We start from the raw sequence: 13,827 nt of genomic DNA, 5'->3' as shown, positions 1-13,827 counted from the left end.
CCATTGCTGAACCACCCAATTTAGTATGATGGATGTTTAAAAAGCACTCTTCACTGCTTGACGATTTTGCAGTGAAACGTCTTCGTCTAGTTGGCCTTTGTCGGACAGTTCCATTTCCATCAGCGCTCGCTCATCATCAAGAATTGCACGTGCCATTTCTGGGCTTACTTGGTTCGCAGGCGTCACTAAGCTCACCACGATACCCGCAGTTAATGCGAACAGGCATGAAGGAATCACTGGGTTGCCCCAGAATGCGGTTAGGTCTGCGCTCATCATGACGGTAATTGACGCGATAGACGCCCCTGCCAGTGTCGCCAGCGCACCTTGCCAGTTGTAGCGTTTCCAGAAGCGACCCAGCATACCGCAGACAAACATGCCTGACATAACCGTTGAAATCATTTTAGTGATGTAGCTAATGATGTCGTTTGAGGTAAGAGCGAACAACAAAGCACAGCCAATCACCACCACAAGAGCAAGACGAGAGTAATTCAGCATAGACTCTTTATTTGGCACGCGGCCTGTGAACATCACATACACGTCACGCAATAAGATAGAGACGCCGGCAATCGCATCAGAGCTTGCGCTCGACATGGTTGCCGAAAGGCCCGCGATAAGAACAATTAAGCCAACACCCACAGGCAAGACGGTTGCCGCAATGTAGGGGAACGAGAAGTTCGGGTTAGTTAGCGTTGGGTCAATGGCATGTGCGGCCATACCGATGATGGCGGGAATGATAGAGAAGAAAAGGTACAAGATACCCGAGCCAACAAAAGAGCGGCGAATCGTAGAAACATCCTTACCTGAGTAGATACGCTGACGAAATGATGGTGTTGCAAGTACACCGACACCAATCACAACCGCAAGAGAAATTGCAGGCAGAAGACCGAGTTTTTCAATCGCTAGGAAGCTTGTCGCTGCGGGATCCATCGCGGCGTATAAGTTATCTAAGCCACCAATGTGCTGCACTGACAGTACCGCCATTAGAATGAAGCCAACAAAGAGAATGATAGCTTGAATCGTATCGGTCCACACAACAGCCGTGTAGCCACCGATAACAACGTAGATGGTAAATGCCGCTGCAATGATCATTTTCGCCGTGCTAAGTTCGATGTCTGCAATCCAAGCGAGGTACATCCCACCACCAAGAATATGTGCACCGAGCCACCCAATTGACGCGATAAAGATAAGCAGACCAACCACGTTCTTAACGATGCGGTTTGCACCCACGTAGTAAGCGAGTTCTTCACTCATTGTCATAAAGTTGAGTTTACGGACTGGGGCAAACCAGAGAGCAAGTAGCAAGATACCTATGGCACCGCCAATGCCATAAAGCGCTCCAGCCCAGCCATTTGCGTAACCAAAGCCAACCGCGCCCATACTAGAGCCCGTGCCAACCATGGTTGCTACTGTGGTACCTAAAACAAGAAACAGTGGCAGACCACGACCACCCAATAGGAAATCTTCTCCTGACTTTTGGTTACGAGAAACAAACCAGCCAAGCCAGATTAAAAATAAGACATATACGCCAAAACCAGTGAGAAACAGTGTACTATTCATCGAACACCTCTTAATTAAAATCCATATTTAATTATTTACAACGAGCAGTTACTTTTTATTCCTAGATACAAATAGCCCTATTATTAATTTGAATTAAGATCACTATTTATATGTGCTGTTGCTTTTAATTTATTTTGTAGGGTAAGAGCGCCGAGAAAATATTAACAGGGATAAACATAAACCCGGCGCTATAGATTCTATCTTTGTGAGGTTATCGGCGATCTTCTCGATAGCAGGTTACGTCCACTTCGACCTTCACATCCACAACTAAGTCACACACCATGCAAATGCGCGCTGGTGGATGCTCGCCAAAGAACTCTTTAAACACTTTGTTGAACGACTGGAAGTAGCGAGAGTCTGTTAGTACCACTTTTACATGCACCACATCCTCAAGCGTGTAGCCGGCTTCTGTCATGATGTCGACGCAGTTATGAATGGCTAGGCGAGATTGGTCAACAATGCCGCCTTCAACCACTTCTCCATCTGTCATTGGTGTCTGACCCGATACATAAAGGAAGCCCCCCGCTTCAGTTGCACGAGCAAACGGAAGATGCTGACCACCCGTACCTGTACCACCTTCAACACCGTAACGTTTAATAGACATAATATTCTCCAGTAAAATATAAAATAATTTAATTAATGTTCGCTTATTTATTTGGCCATTTATTTTCTATAAATAAATACACCACTTCGTTTATTAGTCACGCTGCCCTCAAAATAAGACAACTCACCATTTACAAATACACATTCAACACCTCTTGCCACGGAAACTGGGTTCTCGAATGTAGCGGTATCTTTAATCGTGTTTGGATTAAATAAAACTAAGTCGGCATAGGCTCCGACGCGAATTTCGCCTCGGCCATGCAAGTTGTAGCGCTTGGCTGACATACCCGTCATTTTGTGAATCGCTTCCGCCAGTGGAAAAAGCTTCTCGTCACGACTGTAATAGCCAAGCACTTTAGGAAATGTGCCCCACAAACGCGGATGAGGATGTGGGTCGTTCGGAAGCCCATCTGAGCCCACCATGGTCAACTTGTACTTAAGTACCCGCTTCACATCGTTTTCATCCATGCAGTGATAAACCGCGCCTGCTGGTTGCAACGCTTTCGCCGCCTCCATTAATGGGCGATCCATTTCGTCTGCGATCTGCTTAAGCATCTTGCCTGCGTGTTGCGGGTGAGACTCCGACCAAGTGATAAAGATATCGAAGTCGTCTGTCACTTGCTTAAGGTCAAGGGTTGATGAGCTCGCAGAGTATGGGTAACAATCACACGACACGTCTTGGTGCTTAGAGACCTTGTCCATCAAGTTAAGCACTTCAACGGTTCTGCCCCAGTTACCTGCACCCGCACACTTAAGGTGAGAAATCACCACAGGGACTTTGGCAAACTTCCCCGTCTCGAACGCTTCTTCCATTGCCGCAAGTATTTCTTCAAATTCTGTGCGCATGTGAGTGGTATAGATGCCACCATGCTCACCCAACACTTGAGCAAGACGCATAACCTCATTGGCTGTTGCTTGCTTGGCACTCGCGTACGCTAAACCAGAGCTCAGCCCCAATGCGCCTTCTTCCATCGCTTGATCGAGGGTTGCTCGCATTTGGGTAATTTCTTCTTCCGTCGCCGTACGTTGCAGATCGTCCATCACGTTATTGCGTAACGCAGTATGACCGACCAATGCCGCGACGTTGACGGCAGGCTGCGCTTGCTCTACCGCTTTGGCATAGCGGGCAAACGTTGGGTATTTAAAATCTTCTTGCTTTCCCAGTAGGTTCATTGGGTCTGGTGGATCGCCTGCCAGTACGACTGGGCTAGCACTGATGCCACAGTTACCAACAATCACCGTGGTTACCCCTTGGCTTATCTTTGGTAAGCACTCTGGGTAACGAATAACGTTGGTATCATCGTGGGTATGCACATCGATAAAACCAGGAGCAATCGCCAAACCTTGACCATCAATCACCTGTTTCGCTTGTGCAGATTCAAGTTGCCCAATACGTTCAAGTTTTTCAATTCGTGTGCCGCAAATCGCAACATCCGCCATAAATGGCTTAGCGCCGGTACCGTCAAAGACCTCTACACTTTTGATAATGGTATCGAACACCATGGCTCACCTTTTCGTCCGTCGTTTATAGGCTTCCTATACTAATAATCTCCTTACTTAAATCAGTGATAAAACACACAAAAGCGCCCACAATGTTTGATAGTTTCTAACATTACAATTAATATAAAAACCAACAAACAATATAAATCAACAACTTAAAACGTGTTAGAAGTGAGCTTGCGATGAAAGACTTTAATTCAAACTGTGATATTAACTACCAAATCGAGCCCATCACACCACCGAGCTGTGGCGAAAAAAGCCAACCTTATTCAACCTCTAGTCAAGAAAAGTTCAGCTTAATCAATGAAGAAGTGAGCCTGCCAGCGGCGGTCATTCAGCACTCAAAACTAAACAACAACCTAGATTGGATGCAGCGCTTTGCCCTGCAGCACAAGGTTAAACTTTGCCCGCACGGGAAAACCACCATGACGCCGGACTTTTTCCGCCAGCAGCTAGAGCATGGCGCTTGGGGGATCACCGTTGCGACGCCCGCTCAAGCAGAAATTGCCGCATTAGCAGGGGCGAAACATATCATCATCGCCAATCAGGTGGTGGGTAAAGCCAATATGGCGATCATGGCAAACTTAATTGAACGCCAAGATGTCGAGCTGTATGTGTGTGTTGATTCAGCCCTTAATATCCAAGCCTTAGGTCACTTCTTTGCCAAGCGCCAAGTTCACCTGAATCTACTCATAGAGTTTGGGGTCGAGGGCGGTCGCTGTGGTTGTCGAACCGAATCGCAAGTGATGGAGCAGGCTCAGTTGATCCAACAATATTCACCACTTTGTCTGCGCGGCATTGAAGTGTATGAAGGGGTGATTCACGGTGACAACGCCGAGCAACTAGTGCGTGACCTCCTGACTCGTAGCCTTTCTTTAGCTCGCACATTGAAGCAAGAACAGCTCATCAGTACTCAGCCAATCGTTACAGGTGCAGGCTCAGCATGGTATGACGTGGTCTCGGAATGCTTGGCCAACTTAGACGATGTAGACGCGATCATTCGCCCTGGTTGCTACGCCATTCATGACACTGGCATCTACCTAGAAGCGCAAAACAAGGTGATGGCGCGCGCAGAGAAAAACCAAGGCGCAGCCTGCGATCTCGGGGGCGACTTGCAATCGTCACTCGAAGTATGGGCGCACATCATTTCCAGACCGGAGCCAAACCGATTGGTAGCAGGATTAGGCAAACGTGACGTCGCGTTTGATGCGGGTCTGCCGATCCCAGAACGCGCTTACCGCCATGGTCGACAGATTGAAGTAGGCAGCGCCACCACTACCGCGGTCATGGATCAGCACGCTTTTATTGAAATCGATCCTAGCTCAGATCTGAATGTCGGTGACATCGTCGCTTTTTCAACCTCTCACCCATGTTTAACCCTCGATAAGTGGCGCTCGATAGCAATTTGCGACGATGATTACCATGTCACCCATTGGGTAGAGACCCGTTTCTAGACATGGATTTTTAAGTATACTGAATGGCAAATTTTGGAGGCTCAAGTACCTGGCATGGCGCGTCGCCTCCAACAAAAAAATAGTAGGACAACACCTTGAGTTTAGAAGTCGATATTATCTCGCGCATTACCGAGCGATTCAGTGCCCTGCGTGACGCTGAAAAGAAAGTCGCCAAACTGATCATGGACGATATTGAAAGTGCGGCCAACGCAAGCATTACTGAGTTGGCAGAAAGTGCCGAAGTAAGTGAAGCGACGATTACGCGCTTTGCGAAAGCCGTTGGTTGCAAGAACGTTCGTGATATGAAGATTAAGCTGGCTCAAACGCTCACCGTCGGTCAACGCTTTATTCTTGAGCCGCCCGATCAAACTGGTTATCAGGGCATTTACGAATCCATTAAGCAGTCGTTAGACATCAACCGTAACCTTATCAACGAACAAGACATTGATACCGCCGTCGAGTGGCTACATGGCGCAAGACAAGTTATTTCAATTGGTATGGGTGGCGGCTCGACCATTGCTTCTCAAGAGATGCAGCACCGTCTTTTTCGCTTAGGTTACGCGGTTGTCGCCTATAACGATGGGCTTATGTCGCGTATGATTGCCTCTACCGCCGACAGCAATGACGTGATTGTGATGCTCTCTGCAACGGGCTATACCCCAGCGATTGTCGAAACCGCTGAACTTGCCAAAGAGTACGGAGTAAAAGTGATTGCGATTACCCCAAAATCGACGCCGCTAGATAGTATCGCGGATTTAACTCTACCTATCGAGCACCAAGAGACAGACTTTATCTATAAACCGTCTGCATCGCGCTATGCCATGCTAGCGCTCGTCGATGTGCTTTCCATGGCACTGGCGGTCAACCATAAACGCCGCTCACGCGATAAACTGCGCCGCTTGAAACTGGCCCTTGACTCCTACCGCGGCGGGTTAGACCGACAACCACTAGGAGACTAACTCACTTAAGGCTTAGCTCAAATAACTCAGGCTAAGCCTTTGCTACATACGCGCTGCAATTCCACCACACTGACTGCTATACTCTGGCCAAATCAAACCTATCGAGTATTCATCACTATGATTATCTTATCGACCACCTATGGCGACATCGAAATCGAACTCAACATGGAAAAAGCGCCAGTGAGCTCAAAGAACTTTCTCCGCTACTGCCAAGAAGGTTTCTACGAAGGGACCATTTTCCACCGAGTTATCGATGGCTTTATGATCCAAGGTGGCGGCCACACAGAAGATATGACAGAGAAAGAGACGCACGCGCCGATTGCGAACGAAGCAAACCGAGGGCTAAAAAACCTAACAGGTACTATTGCCTTCGCTCGAACCGATGCACCGCATTCAGCAACGGCTCAATTCTTTATCAACCTTGATGACAACAATTTCTTAGACCATACCGCTAAAACCAATAACGGTTGGGGTTACGCCGTCTTTGGCAAAGTGACCGCAGGTATGGAGGTGGTGAACAACATTGGTAAAGCAATGACTGGCTCTAAAAAAGGCCATGATGACGTGCCATTAGACACCATTAAAATTGAGAAAGTAATCATCAAAGACTAACAATCAAAAAAGCCCCAATACGAGGCATTGGGGCTATAAACTTAATCCATTAATTGCAATTTAGATGGCTAAGTTTTATCGGGCGAAGAAAAGGAGAACACGCCCGATGATTCTAAATCCTTGGCAGTGGATGATTAGAATTTAACTTCTAGGCCGACAACGTAGCCTAGTTTTAGTTTTGCGCCTTCAGCTTTAAGTGCTTTTTCTAGCTTGTCTGAGTTTAGGTAACCCACTTCAGAGTACGCTTTTACGTTATCTGTAAACTTGTATGTTACGTTCGCGTAGTAGTTGTTTAGCTTAACTTTTTGACCGTCTGCTTTAACGTGACCTTGATCTGCACCCAACGCGAAAGTCGTTTTCTCAATCGTGTACGCTGCTGTCAGTTTAGCAACATCTAGGCTAGCTTTAGTTGAACCGATTTTTAGGTCAGAATCTGCGTAAGAGGCACCAAGAGTAAGTGCATCCAACTTGTAAGATGCGTCTAGTTGGTAAGCTTTCTGAGAACCTTTACCGTCTTTATCTTTAGCAGAGACATTTTGGTAATAAGCCGCAACTGTTAGGTCAGCAAATGTTGCTCCCGCACCAAGATCGTATGCAGAGTTCTTTTGTTTAACTGATGCGTCATTTTCTTGAGCGTAAGAAACACCTACCCAGTAGCCGTCTTTTTCGAACTTGTACTTCAGTACTTCGTCTGCAGATGTCACGCCAAATACAGATTGCTTGTCACCGTTTGAATCGTAAAGACCTAGACCAAACTCGATGTCGTTAGAGATACCAGAACCATCAACGATGGTTGCTTGACGACCCGCTGTCAAAGTTCCGAAAGACGCCGATTGTAGACCAACAAACAACAGGTCGTTTTCTACTGCGTTGCTCTCGTATTTCCAACCTGTAGATGCGATACCTTTAAGGTCATCGTTAATTGGCGCAGTGATGTCGATTTGTAGGTCACCGTCATCTAGACGACCTTTTACATCTTCGTTGTACGCTTTATCGTTTTTTACGTTAAAACGGCTTTGGAAAGCTTGTACTTCAACCGCACCAGAAACGTCCACAGAAACGTTTTCAGATGTGTGAACATTAATTGCTGCTGATGCTGTACCGCTAGCTAGAATAGCGATTGCTAATAGAGTCTTTTTCATAATATATAATCCACTGCTTTGATTCTTAAAATTAGTTATTCGTTTGATAACTGAAATTAGGTTAACAAAATAAAAAACATAATCAGCAAATGCTTACATATCTTAACTTTGCATTTATTTTAATCAAAGCCCTGACAAATCATTACAAATCTTGTTTTAGAAAAGAGAAACCCTGCATTTATTACAATAACTTACAATCATCAACTTCAAGAACATTCATATATCACCTAAGAAAATAATTCTTTCAATTATAAAGTCATAAAAATGTATTTATTCTTGCACACCGACAACATGGTCGCTTAACGATATCTTTTATCCCCATCAATAGAGTTAAAATTTACAGTATGGGGACGCTATTACTCTATGGAATACGTTCTGATTTAAAACAGATGAGGGGAAATAAGGGACTAACGTAAGCAATCGTAAGTTTAAACAGAGAGCTGTTTGCCTATAAAACCACCAAAGGATGACTTACTCATAAAGCAGAAAACTCGCTGAAAGTCTGATGTGGTCAGAGATCACATTTATTAAATCCATGCTTTTCTCTTAATCCACCCCAAAAAAACCATCGAAGCCCAGGCGCTCTGGCTTTGTAAGTAATGTAAGCCCCTCTAGATTCTCCAAAAACATGGGTTAAAATCCATTCGCCATTTAAATGACGGTTTACCATGAATAGTAGAAAAATTGACGCCAGAAAGAGACTTGAGAAAGCGGTGATTGAAAAGGGTTGGAGCATGCCCTCCATCTCTAGGTTCATTGGTTACGATGTAAAGATAACGCTAATATGCAACAACGGACACTCTGTAAAAATCTCACCGAGGAAGTTTTACAGTTCGTCAGATAAAAACAAGTGTCTGATGTGTAAATCAAAAAAGAACAAGGTTGTTCAAAGAAAAGATTTAAAAGTGAAAACCTTGCATGATCTATTGAGTCCACGAGGATTTGAAATTCTCTGCTCAATGTATAAATAGCAAAGTATTTAATTGTCTCGCCATGTTATTTAGGAGTAAACACTATGAATATTATTCTAAGAGTGACTGCAGCATTTTTCGCAATCTTTATTTATACCCATCCTGTTGATAATGCAACATTAACAAGCAACTCAAATGTTAGGGTTAGCGATGAAAGGATATTCTCTCACTGAGTTTGTCGTCGTTATTATTATTTTATCCGTTATCATGGTAATTGGCCTGCCAAAGTTTTATTCGCTTAATAGTCAGTCGACAATTAGTGCATTAAGCAAAATAAAAGCAAATACCTATAACTCCGTTGCGGATAAATATACCAAACCTACGTTGCGTGAAGATAATTTATCCTCAGTATTTCAATAATTAGGCTTAATATGAAAAAACAACTGTTAGTAACCATGTTCATCAGTTCCAGTGTATTCACAGCAAGCTCGCTCGCAGACAGTGGCTATCTTGGTGTCGATTCTTTTCTTGATGGCTCTCAAGGCTCTATCCAATACGGCTTCGACTTTACCGCAGACAAAACGCTCAGATTTGGTTATGAACTAGCCTACACACAACACACAGAAGACGTCCGATCATTTGGTCTCAATATGAAGCCCACTTTCCCGATTGGTACCATCTACTTAACACCAATCCTTGGCTACCATAAGTTTAATGATGGTTTAGGTGCACACCTCGTTTACGGTTTTGAAATTGGCCAAAACTTAGGTCTATTCGATGTTCGAGCGGGATACAAACAAGCCAACACCGAATTCGATGGCAATGGCAATGTTTACCTTGGTGCCGCGCTGAGATTCTAATGACCGACGAAGAGATGAACTACATGGAGAGCAATAACTCATGAACAAGTTCCTACTAAGCACCTTGGTCGTTTCTCTTTTGTTGCTCGGCTGTACTTCTGGAAAGCGCAGCGAGCCAAGAGATATCCCAGACCCAGATACGACCAGCGCCACTGACGACGTGGGCGGTGTTATTGGCTGTGGAGTATTGATTGTCGTTGACTCGGAGCACAAATGCCCTCCACCAAAGCCATAATATACTCATTGCATTTATAGCCCCTTAGCCACAAATATCACCCCAATTCCACCCAATACCAGCAGTGATGAAACCACTGCGGTTAGGGTAATTGGCTCCCCTAGCCCAATACTGCCGGCGGCGAACGCAATTACAGGGACCGCCAGTTGAGCCACAGAGGCTTGCAGAACGGATATGTGCTTCATCACCTGATACCAAAGTACATAACCAAACCCCGAAGCAAAAATACCGGATAACAGCGCCCAAGTAGCTCCTTGGAATGTAATACTATGGGCACTCATCAACCATGGGCTTACCGCTAACGCCAATACGCTAGCTAGGACAAAACCGTGAGTAATCGCGACAGAAGCCACGCCACTTTTTCTGCCAAGTAAGGTAAATACCGCCCAAAACACCCCAGAAATCATCATCAATACAGCAGAGCCTAGACTTGGCGTTTGCGCTGATGGCAGCATCAAAATCACAAAGCCCGATATCGCAATCGCAATACCAAACCACTCTGCCGATTTAAGGCGGTTACCTGACCAAACATGGAATGCAACGAGAGTGAGCTGAACCATACCAAACAAGATCAGCGCCCCTGTTCCGGTGCTGAGTTGGGTATAAGCGAATGAAAAACTCACCGCATAGCCAAACAACGCCATTCCCGACCACCAGCTCAAACGGCTTTTAAAAAAAGAAGATTCCAGCTGACGTCGAAACAATAAAATGACCGACAGAGTGAGCGCCCCTGACACAAGTCGAATCAAGGTAAACGAACCAGGGTCAATCGAGCCTTCCGCTAAAGCAAAACGACAAAAAAATGAGTTGGCAGCAAATGCAATAAGTGCAATGGGTAGAGTCAGTGAGGTCGGCATAACAATCCTTGTAATCTAATCGAAGAGTATCGCAAGCCCGACCGATACGACTAGCTCGAAACCTTCTGACTGATTCGAAATCAATCTATGTAAAAGCGCCGTGAAGCCGCTGAAATCAACGGCTTTATTAGGCGTTAAGTGAAATAGTTAGAGGTGAGAATCTAAATAGCGCTGCGCTTCTTCACGACCCATGTATTTACCCAGAGTTCGCGCAGATACAGAGGTGAGATCCACGACGATCAACCCATCTAGCGCGAAGTTAAACGCAGGGTCAACGTTAAAACAGACCAACTTTCCATTCATGCCGAGGTATTGTCGTAGCAAAACAGGCAAGCCCATCCCTTGCTCTAAGCGACTAAGCACTTTGGACAGCAGCGGCAACTTGGACAAAGAACTGAGCATATCCGGTCGCCAAAACTCTTGACCGCTTTTCTCAAGTGGCGTGGTGGGTGACACCAGTTTGGCTTTTTCATCATCGTAATAATGCACCGTCATCACCGACGCAATCAGCTGCCGAGCGACTGGGCTGTAGTCGTTACTGATGCTAACAGGGCCAAATAGATGGGTGTACTTCGGGTTGCGCTGTACAAAGCCGGCGATTCCCTTCCAGAGCAACAACAGCGAATGCATATTGCGCTGGTAACGTTTCGCCACAACCGAGCGACCAAGCTCAATAGACTGGCCCAAGGTGTCAATAAAGGCCTCATCATACTTAAATAGACTTGTGGAATAGAGCGCGTCGATTCCACCCTGCGCCATAAGCTCATCGACCAGCCCCAAACGATAGGCACCAACCAAATCACGATGGGTGTTATGCCAGACAAACAGCTGATGATAATGAACATCGAAACGGTCAAGATCGCAACTTAAACCGCTACCCTCTCCCACTTCACGAAAGCTCTCCTCACGGACGCGACCAATTTCTCGCATCATGTTTGGCATCACCTCACTGGGCGCGCAGTAAACCGAAAACTCGCCTTGTTCGAGTAGTTTAAAATCGGTCATACGCTCCAGCTCTTGCTCAAGCAACTCGGGCGTAATGGGGGCGATGATCGACGCTTCGGAACTATTCGAATGGGCGCCGTTCAACGGCTGTTGCGCGACTTGATGGCGCTTCTGGCTGCCCATCAAATATGTATTGAGGCGAAAGTACTGCGTGATGTCATCATCACTGTCGAAGTCTTTCACTTCATTGTACGGGATCGGATTTCCCACCGATACAGAGATAGTTTGACCAGATTTGTTGAGGAGCTCACGACCCAACAACGCCGTCCTAAGCAGAGGATGAATCCTTCCCGCTTGGTAAAACAGTGGGCTATTCATGCCATTAATAAAGATCGGAACCGTCGTGGCTTCGGCATGTTTCACAAACTTCGCCACCGACTGACTCCACGCTTTGTCCGTGATTTTGTTTTCGCTCGCTTGCCAAGCGGAAACTTCGCCAGCAGGGAAGAGAATCAACACTCCACCTTGCTTTAAATGTTGATTGGCTTCTTTGATTGCAAGACGATTGGTCCGCCTTGCCTGCTCTCCACCAAAGACATTCACCCCAATAAACAGATCGTCGAGCTCAGGGATGCGTTTAAGTAGCTCATTGGCGAGCACTTTCACATCTTTGCGTACCCGAGAAATCAACGAGGCGAGGATCACCCCTTCAATGCCACCAAAAGGGTGATTGGCAACAATTAATACCGAGCCTTCAGTGGGCACACTCTCTAAGCTCCCATGATCGACTTGATACTGAGTACCAATTCGCGAGAGCGTCTCTTGCATGAACTCAAAGCTGTCTTCAGGCAGAGATTCTTGTCGATATAAACGGTCAAGGGTAGATAAACCGGTTGCCCATTCAACTATCGACTCTCCGATACCAAAAGGGGTTTTACGTGGTAATCGAAACGGACTGGTGATCATCATAAGCTCCTTAACCATTCCTCAGAAATAGATGCAACACCGCTACTTAATCAGCGCTGGCCAGTTCTTATCAGCCGCCAAAATATGACCTGCGCGGTCATCATCCCACCAGCTCTTCACTTCTGCGTTGTAGTTGAGGTAAAGCTTGCCATCGACAATTGCCCACTCTTTTGGATCGGCGGCGGCAAAATCATTTTTCTCTGAGATCGCCCAAGCGCAATAACCGCCATATTGGGGAGCATAAGCGTTGGGATCCGCTTTAAACTTGTCGAGGTGCTCTTGTGAAGAAAAATACCAATCGGCGCCTTTGTATTCGGTTTGCCATTGGCTATTCCCTTTCACAGGTTTGCCTTGCGTGAAGTACGCCACCGTATCGTAGCCATCAAGCGCTTTATTGCTAAAAAAGCCGGTGTAGATTTCATCAGCAGCGACAGTAGAAAAACTGACCAACATCGTCAGTAGGGCAAATAGTTTTTTCATTTGAAAACTCCTTGTTGAATAGCATCATGGTTGCGGCACTGCAAAGAAGACTGAAAATCAATCTTGTGGTCATCGTCAAACGATCGATAAATCATGGTCTGTTGATTAGGCGAAACAACGACAGACGTAAAGCTCACCGTCCGTGCATCATCTCGCTTCATCAAAGGGGATAAGTGAGGCGCGGCAGCATCATGTGTGTGATGGAACTGAAAGCCCAACTTATCGCGCTCAATACTGCCTGTCAGGGCATCAAACAGCGTCACTCTAAACTCTCTTGCCTGTTCAAAATGCATCGCCGCAGAGACAATCGGTGCCGTTGCATGACTGCGCACCAGTGTCGAACCATTCCAAGTCCAGACAACGCTCTCGTTTGCGCTGCGACGCGTGTCAAAAGGCACCAAAGTAAAGGGGGCAAAACACGACAGATCCATCTCTAGCAATCGACGCTCTACCATTTGGCTAGAGCCACTGCTTGCGAGTCGCTTAATGATCATGCCTCGACTTACCAACTCCCCTTTTGGGGTATCACCTTGGTAGAAGTTCAGTAAACAGATGGTCACACCGTGCTCATTGGTCGCGATCCAACTACCGCCGCCGACTGGATCGATTGGCATAACGCAGTTCACGCCATCAATGATGAGGTTTTGCGGCTCAATCGCGGGCAACCTCGCGCGTTGCTCATCGCGATTGAAGTAAACCTCATAATGGGTATTCCCATGGTAGACCCAAGATAATGTACACATAGG

The 13,827-nt window shown here is 46.2% G+C and carries 14 protein-coding genes; 6 read left to right on the top strand and 8 right to left on the bottom strand.

Annotation, left to right across the window (positions count from 1 at the left end; translation table 11 throughout):
- Positions 1-36: 36 nt before the first annotated feature.
- The 3 genes from U9J37_RS17940 to U9J37_RS17930 form a co-directional block, all read right to left on the bottom strand.
- Complete coding sequence (locus tag U9J37_RS17940) at positions 37-1,557, bottom strand: sodium:solute symporter family protein (RefSeq protein ID WP_005469198.1); 1,521 nt, start codon at positions 1,555-1,557, stop codon at positions 37-39.
- Between the two features lie 211 nt (positions 1,558-1,768).
- Positions 1,769-2,161 carry a RidA family protein gene (locus tag U9J37_RS17935; protein WP_005469093.1) on the bottom strand — a complete coding sequence of 131 codons (393 nt, stop codon included), beginning with the start codon at positions 2,159-2,161 and terminating at the stop codon, positions 1,769-1,771.
- Positions 2,162-2,220: 59 nt separating this feature from the next.
- The gene (locus U9J37_RS17930) at positions 2,221-3,663 is read right to left on the bottom strand and encodes an N-acyl-D-amino-acid deacylase family protein (protein WP_005469436.1); all 1,443 of its coding nucleotides are present in this window, start codon (positions 3,661-3,663) and stop codon (positions 2,221-2,223) included.
- Positions 3,664-3,842: 179 nt separating this feature from the next.
- Between U9J37_RS17930 and U9J37_RS17925 the strand changes: the two genes are divergently transcribed.
- The 3 genes from U9J37_RS17925 to U9J37_RS17915 all read left to right on the top strand — a co-directional run bounded on the left by U9J37_RS17925 (position 3,843) and on the right by U9J37_RS17915 (position 6,685).
- Entirely contained in the window at positions 3,843-5,114 is a 1,272-nt protein-coding gene (locus U9J37_RS17925; RefSeq protein ID WP_005469331.1) for an amino acid deaminase, read from the top strand.
- A 95-nt stretch (positions 5,115-5,209) separates the two neighbouring features.
- Complete coding sequence (locus U9J37_RS17920; RefSeq protein ID WP_005469232.1) at positions 5,210-6,073, top strand: MurR/RpiR family transcriptional regulator; 864 nt, start codon at positions 5,210-5,212, stop codon at positions 6,071-6,073.
- Positions 6,074-6,190: 117 nt separating this feature from the next.
- Positions 6,191-6,685, top strand: a complete 495-nt coding sequence (locus U9J37_RS17915; RefSeq protein WP_005469010.1) for a peptidylprolyl isomerase — start codon at positions 6,191-6,193, stop codon at positions 6,683-6,685.
- 134 nt (positions 6,686-6,819) lie between these two features.
- Here U9J37_RS17915 and U9J37_RS17910 read toward each other — a convergent pair whose 3' ends face one another.
- The gene (locus tag U9J37_RS17910; RefSeq protein ID WP_005469068.1) at positions 6,820-7,827 is read right to left on the bottom strand and encodes a porin; all 1,008 of its coding nucleotides are present in this window, start codon (positions 7,825-7,827) and stop codon (positions 6,820-6,822) included.
- 1,106 nt (positions 7,828-8,933) lie between these two features.
- On the opposite strand from U9J37_RS17910, the gene U9J37_RS21380 reads away from it, so the two are divergent.
- The 3 genes from U9J37_RS21380 to U9J37_RS17900 are packed head-to-tail and all read left to right on the top strand — an operon-like array spanning position 8,934 to position 9,833.
- Entirely contained in the window at positions 8,934-9,158 is a 225-nt protein-coding gene (locus U9J37_RS21380) for a prepilin-type N-terminal cleavage/methylation domain-containing protein (RefSeq protein ID WP_005469215.1), read from the top strand.
- A gap of 11 nt (positions 9,159-9,169) precedes the next feature.
- Positions 9,170-9,598 (top strand): hypothetical protein, encoded by a 429-nt coding sequence (locus U9J37_RS17905; protein WP_005469191.1) that lies wholly within the window; start codon positions 9,170-9,172, stop codon positions 9,596-9,598.
- A gap of 40 nt (positions 9,599-9,638) precedes the next feature.
- Positions 9,639-9,833 carry a hypothetical protein gene (locus U9J37_RS17900; protein WP_005469148.1) on the top strand — a complete coding sequence of 65 codons (195 nt, stop codon included), beginning with the start codon at positions 9,639-9,641 and terminating at the stop codon, positions 9,831-9,833.
- Between the two features lie 14 nt (positions 9,834-9,847).
- Here the strand turns inward: U9J37_RS17900 and U9J37_RS17895 are convergent, their stop codons facing one another.
- From U9J37_RS17895 to U9J37_RS17880, 4 genes are all read right to left on the bottom strand, one after another.
- Positions 9,848-10,690, bottom strand: a complete 843-nt coding sequence (locus U9J37_RS17895; protein ID WP_005469227.1) for a DMT family transporter — start codon at positions 10,688-10,690, stop codon at positions 9,848-9,850.
- Positions 10,691-10,837: 147 nt separating this feature from the next.
- A complete protein-coding gene (locus U9J37_RS17890; RefSeq protein ID WP_043886408.1) occupies positions 10,838-12,601 on the bottom strand; it encodes a bifunctional lysophospholipid acyltransferase family protein/GNAT family N-acetyltransferase in 1,764 nt (587 codons plus the stop codon).
- Between the two features lie 42 nt (positions 12,602-12,643).
- The gene (locus tag U9J37_RS17885; RefSeq protein WP_005469226.1) at positions 12,644-13,081 is read right to left on the bottom strand and encodes a YHS domain-containing (seleno)protein; all 438 of its coding nucleotides are present in this window, start codon (positions 13,079-13,081) and stop codon (positions 12,644-12,646) included.
- Positions 13,078-13,824: an NRDE family protein gene (locus tag U9J37_RS17880; protein WP_005469173.1), complete on the bottom strand. Its 747-nt coding sequence runs from the start codon at positions 13,822-13,824 to the stop codon at positions 13,078-13,080. Before U9J37_RS17880 ends, U9J37_RS17885 begins: the two co-directional genes overlap by 4 nt.
- Positions 13,825-13,827 lie beyond the last annotated feature (3 nt).

This window comes from Vibrio sp. 16, assembly GCF_963681195.1.
GTDB lineage: Bacteria > Pseudomonadota > Gammaproteobacteria > Enterobacterales > Vibrionaceae > Vibrio > Vibrio sinaloensis_D.
The sequence above is the reverse complement of the archived record's forward strand: the minus strand, read 5'-3'. Positions and strand labels throughout refer to the sequence as shown.

Excerpts from the sequence above, each read along its gene's own strand:
- U9J37_RS17940 (WP_005469198.1), bottom strand. The coding sequence starts at position 1,557 with ATGAATAGTACACTGTTTCTCACTGGTTTTGGCGTATATGTCTTATTT.
- U9J37_RS17935 (WP_005469093.1), bottom strand. The coding sequence starts at position 2,161 with ATGTCTATTAAACGTTACGGTGTTGAAGGTGGTACAGGTACGGGTGGT.
- U9J37_RS17930 (WP_005469436.1), bottom strand. The coding sequence starts at position 3,663 with ATGGTGTTCGATACCATTATCAAAAGTGTAGAGGTCTTTGACGGTACC.
- U9J37_RS17925 (WP_005469331.1), top strand. The coding sequence starts at position 3,843 with ATGAAAGACTTTAATTCAAACTGTGATATTAACTACCAAATCGAGCCC.
- U9J37_RS17915 (WP_005469010.1), top strand. The coding sequence starts at position 6,191 with ATGATTATCTTATCGACCACCTATGGCGACATCGAAATCGAACTCAAC.
- U9J37_RS17910 (WP_005469068.1), bottom strand. The coding sequence starts at position 7,827 with ATGAAAAAGACTCTATTAGCAATCGCTATTCTAGCTAGCGGTACAGCA.
- U9J37_RS21380 (WP_005469215.1), top strand. The coding sequence starts at position 8,934 with ATGTTAGGGTTAGCGATGAAAGGATATTCTCTCACTGAGTTTGTCGTC.
- U9J37_RS17905 (WP_005469191.1), top strand. The coding sequence starts at position 9,170 with ATGAAAAAACAACTGTTAGTAACCATGTTCATCAGTTCCAGTGTATTC.
- U9J37_RS17900 (WP_005469148.1), top strand. The coding sequence starts at position 9,639 with ATGAACAAGTTCCTACTAAGCACCTTGGTCGTTTCTCTTTTGTTGCTC.
- U9J37_RS17895 (WP_005469227.1), bottom strand. The coding sequence starts at position 10,690 with ATGCCGACCTCACTGACTCTACCCATTGCACTTATTGCATTTGCTGCC.
- U9J37_RS17890 (WP_043886408.1), bottom strand. The coding sequence starts at position 12,601 with ATGATCACCAGTCCGTTTCGATTACCACGTAAAACCCCTTTTGGTATC.
- U9J37_RS17885 (WP_005469226.1), bottom strand. The coding sequence starts at position 13,081 with ATGAAAAAACTATTTGCCCTACTGACGATGTTGGTCAGTTTTTCTACT.
- U9J37_RS17880 (WP_005469173.1), bottom strand. The coding sequence starts at position 13,824 with ATGTGTACATTATCTTGGGTCTACCATGGGAATACCCATTATGAGGTT.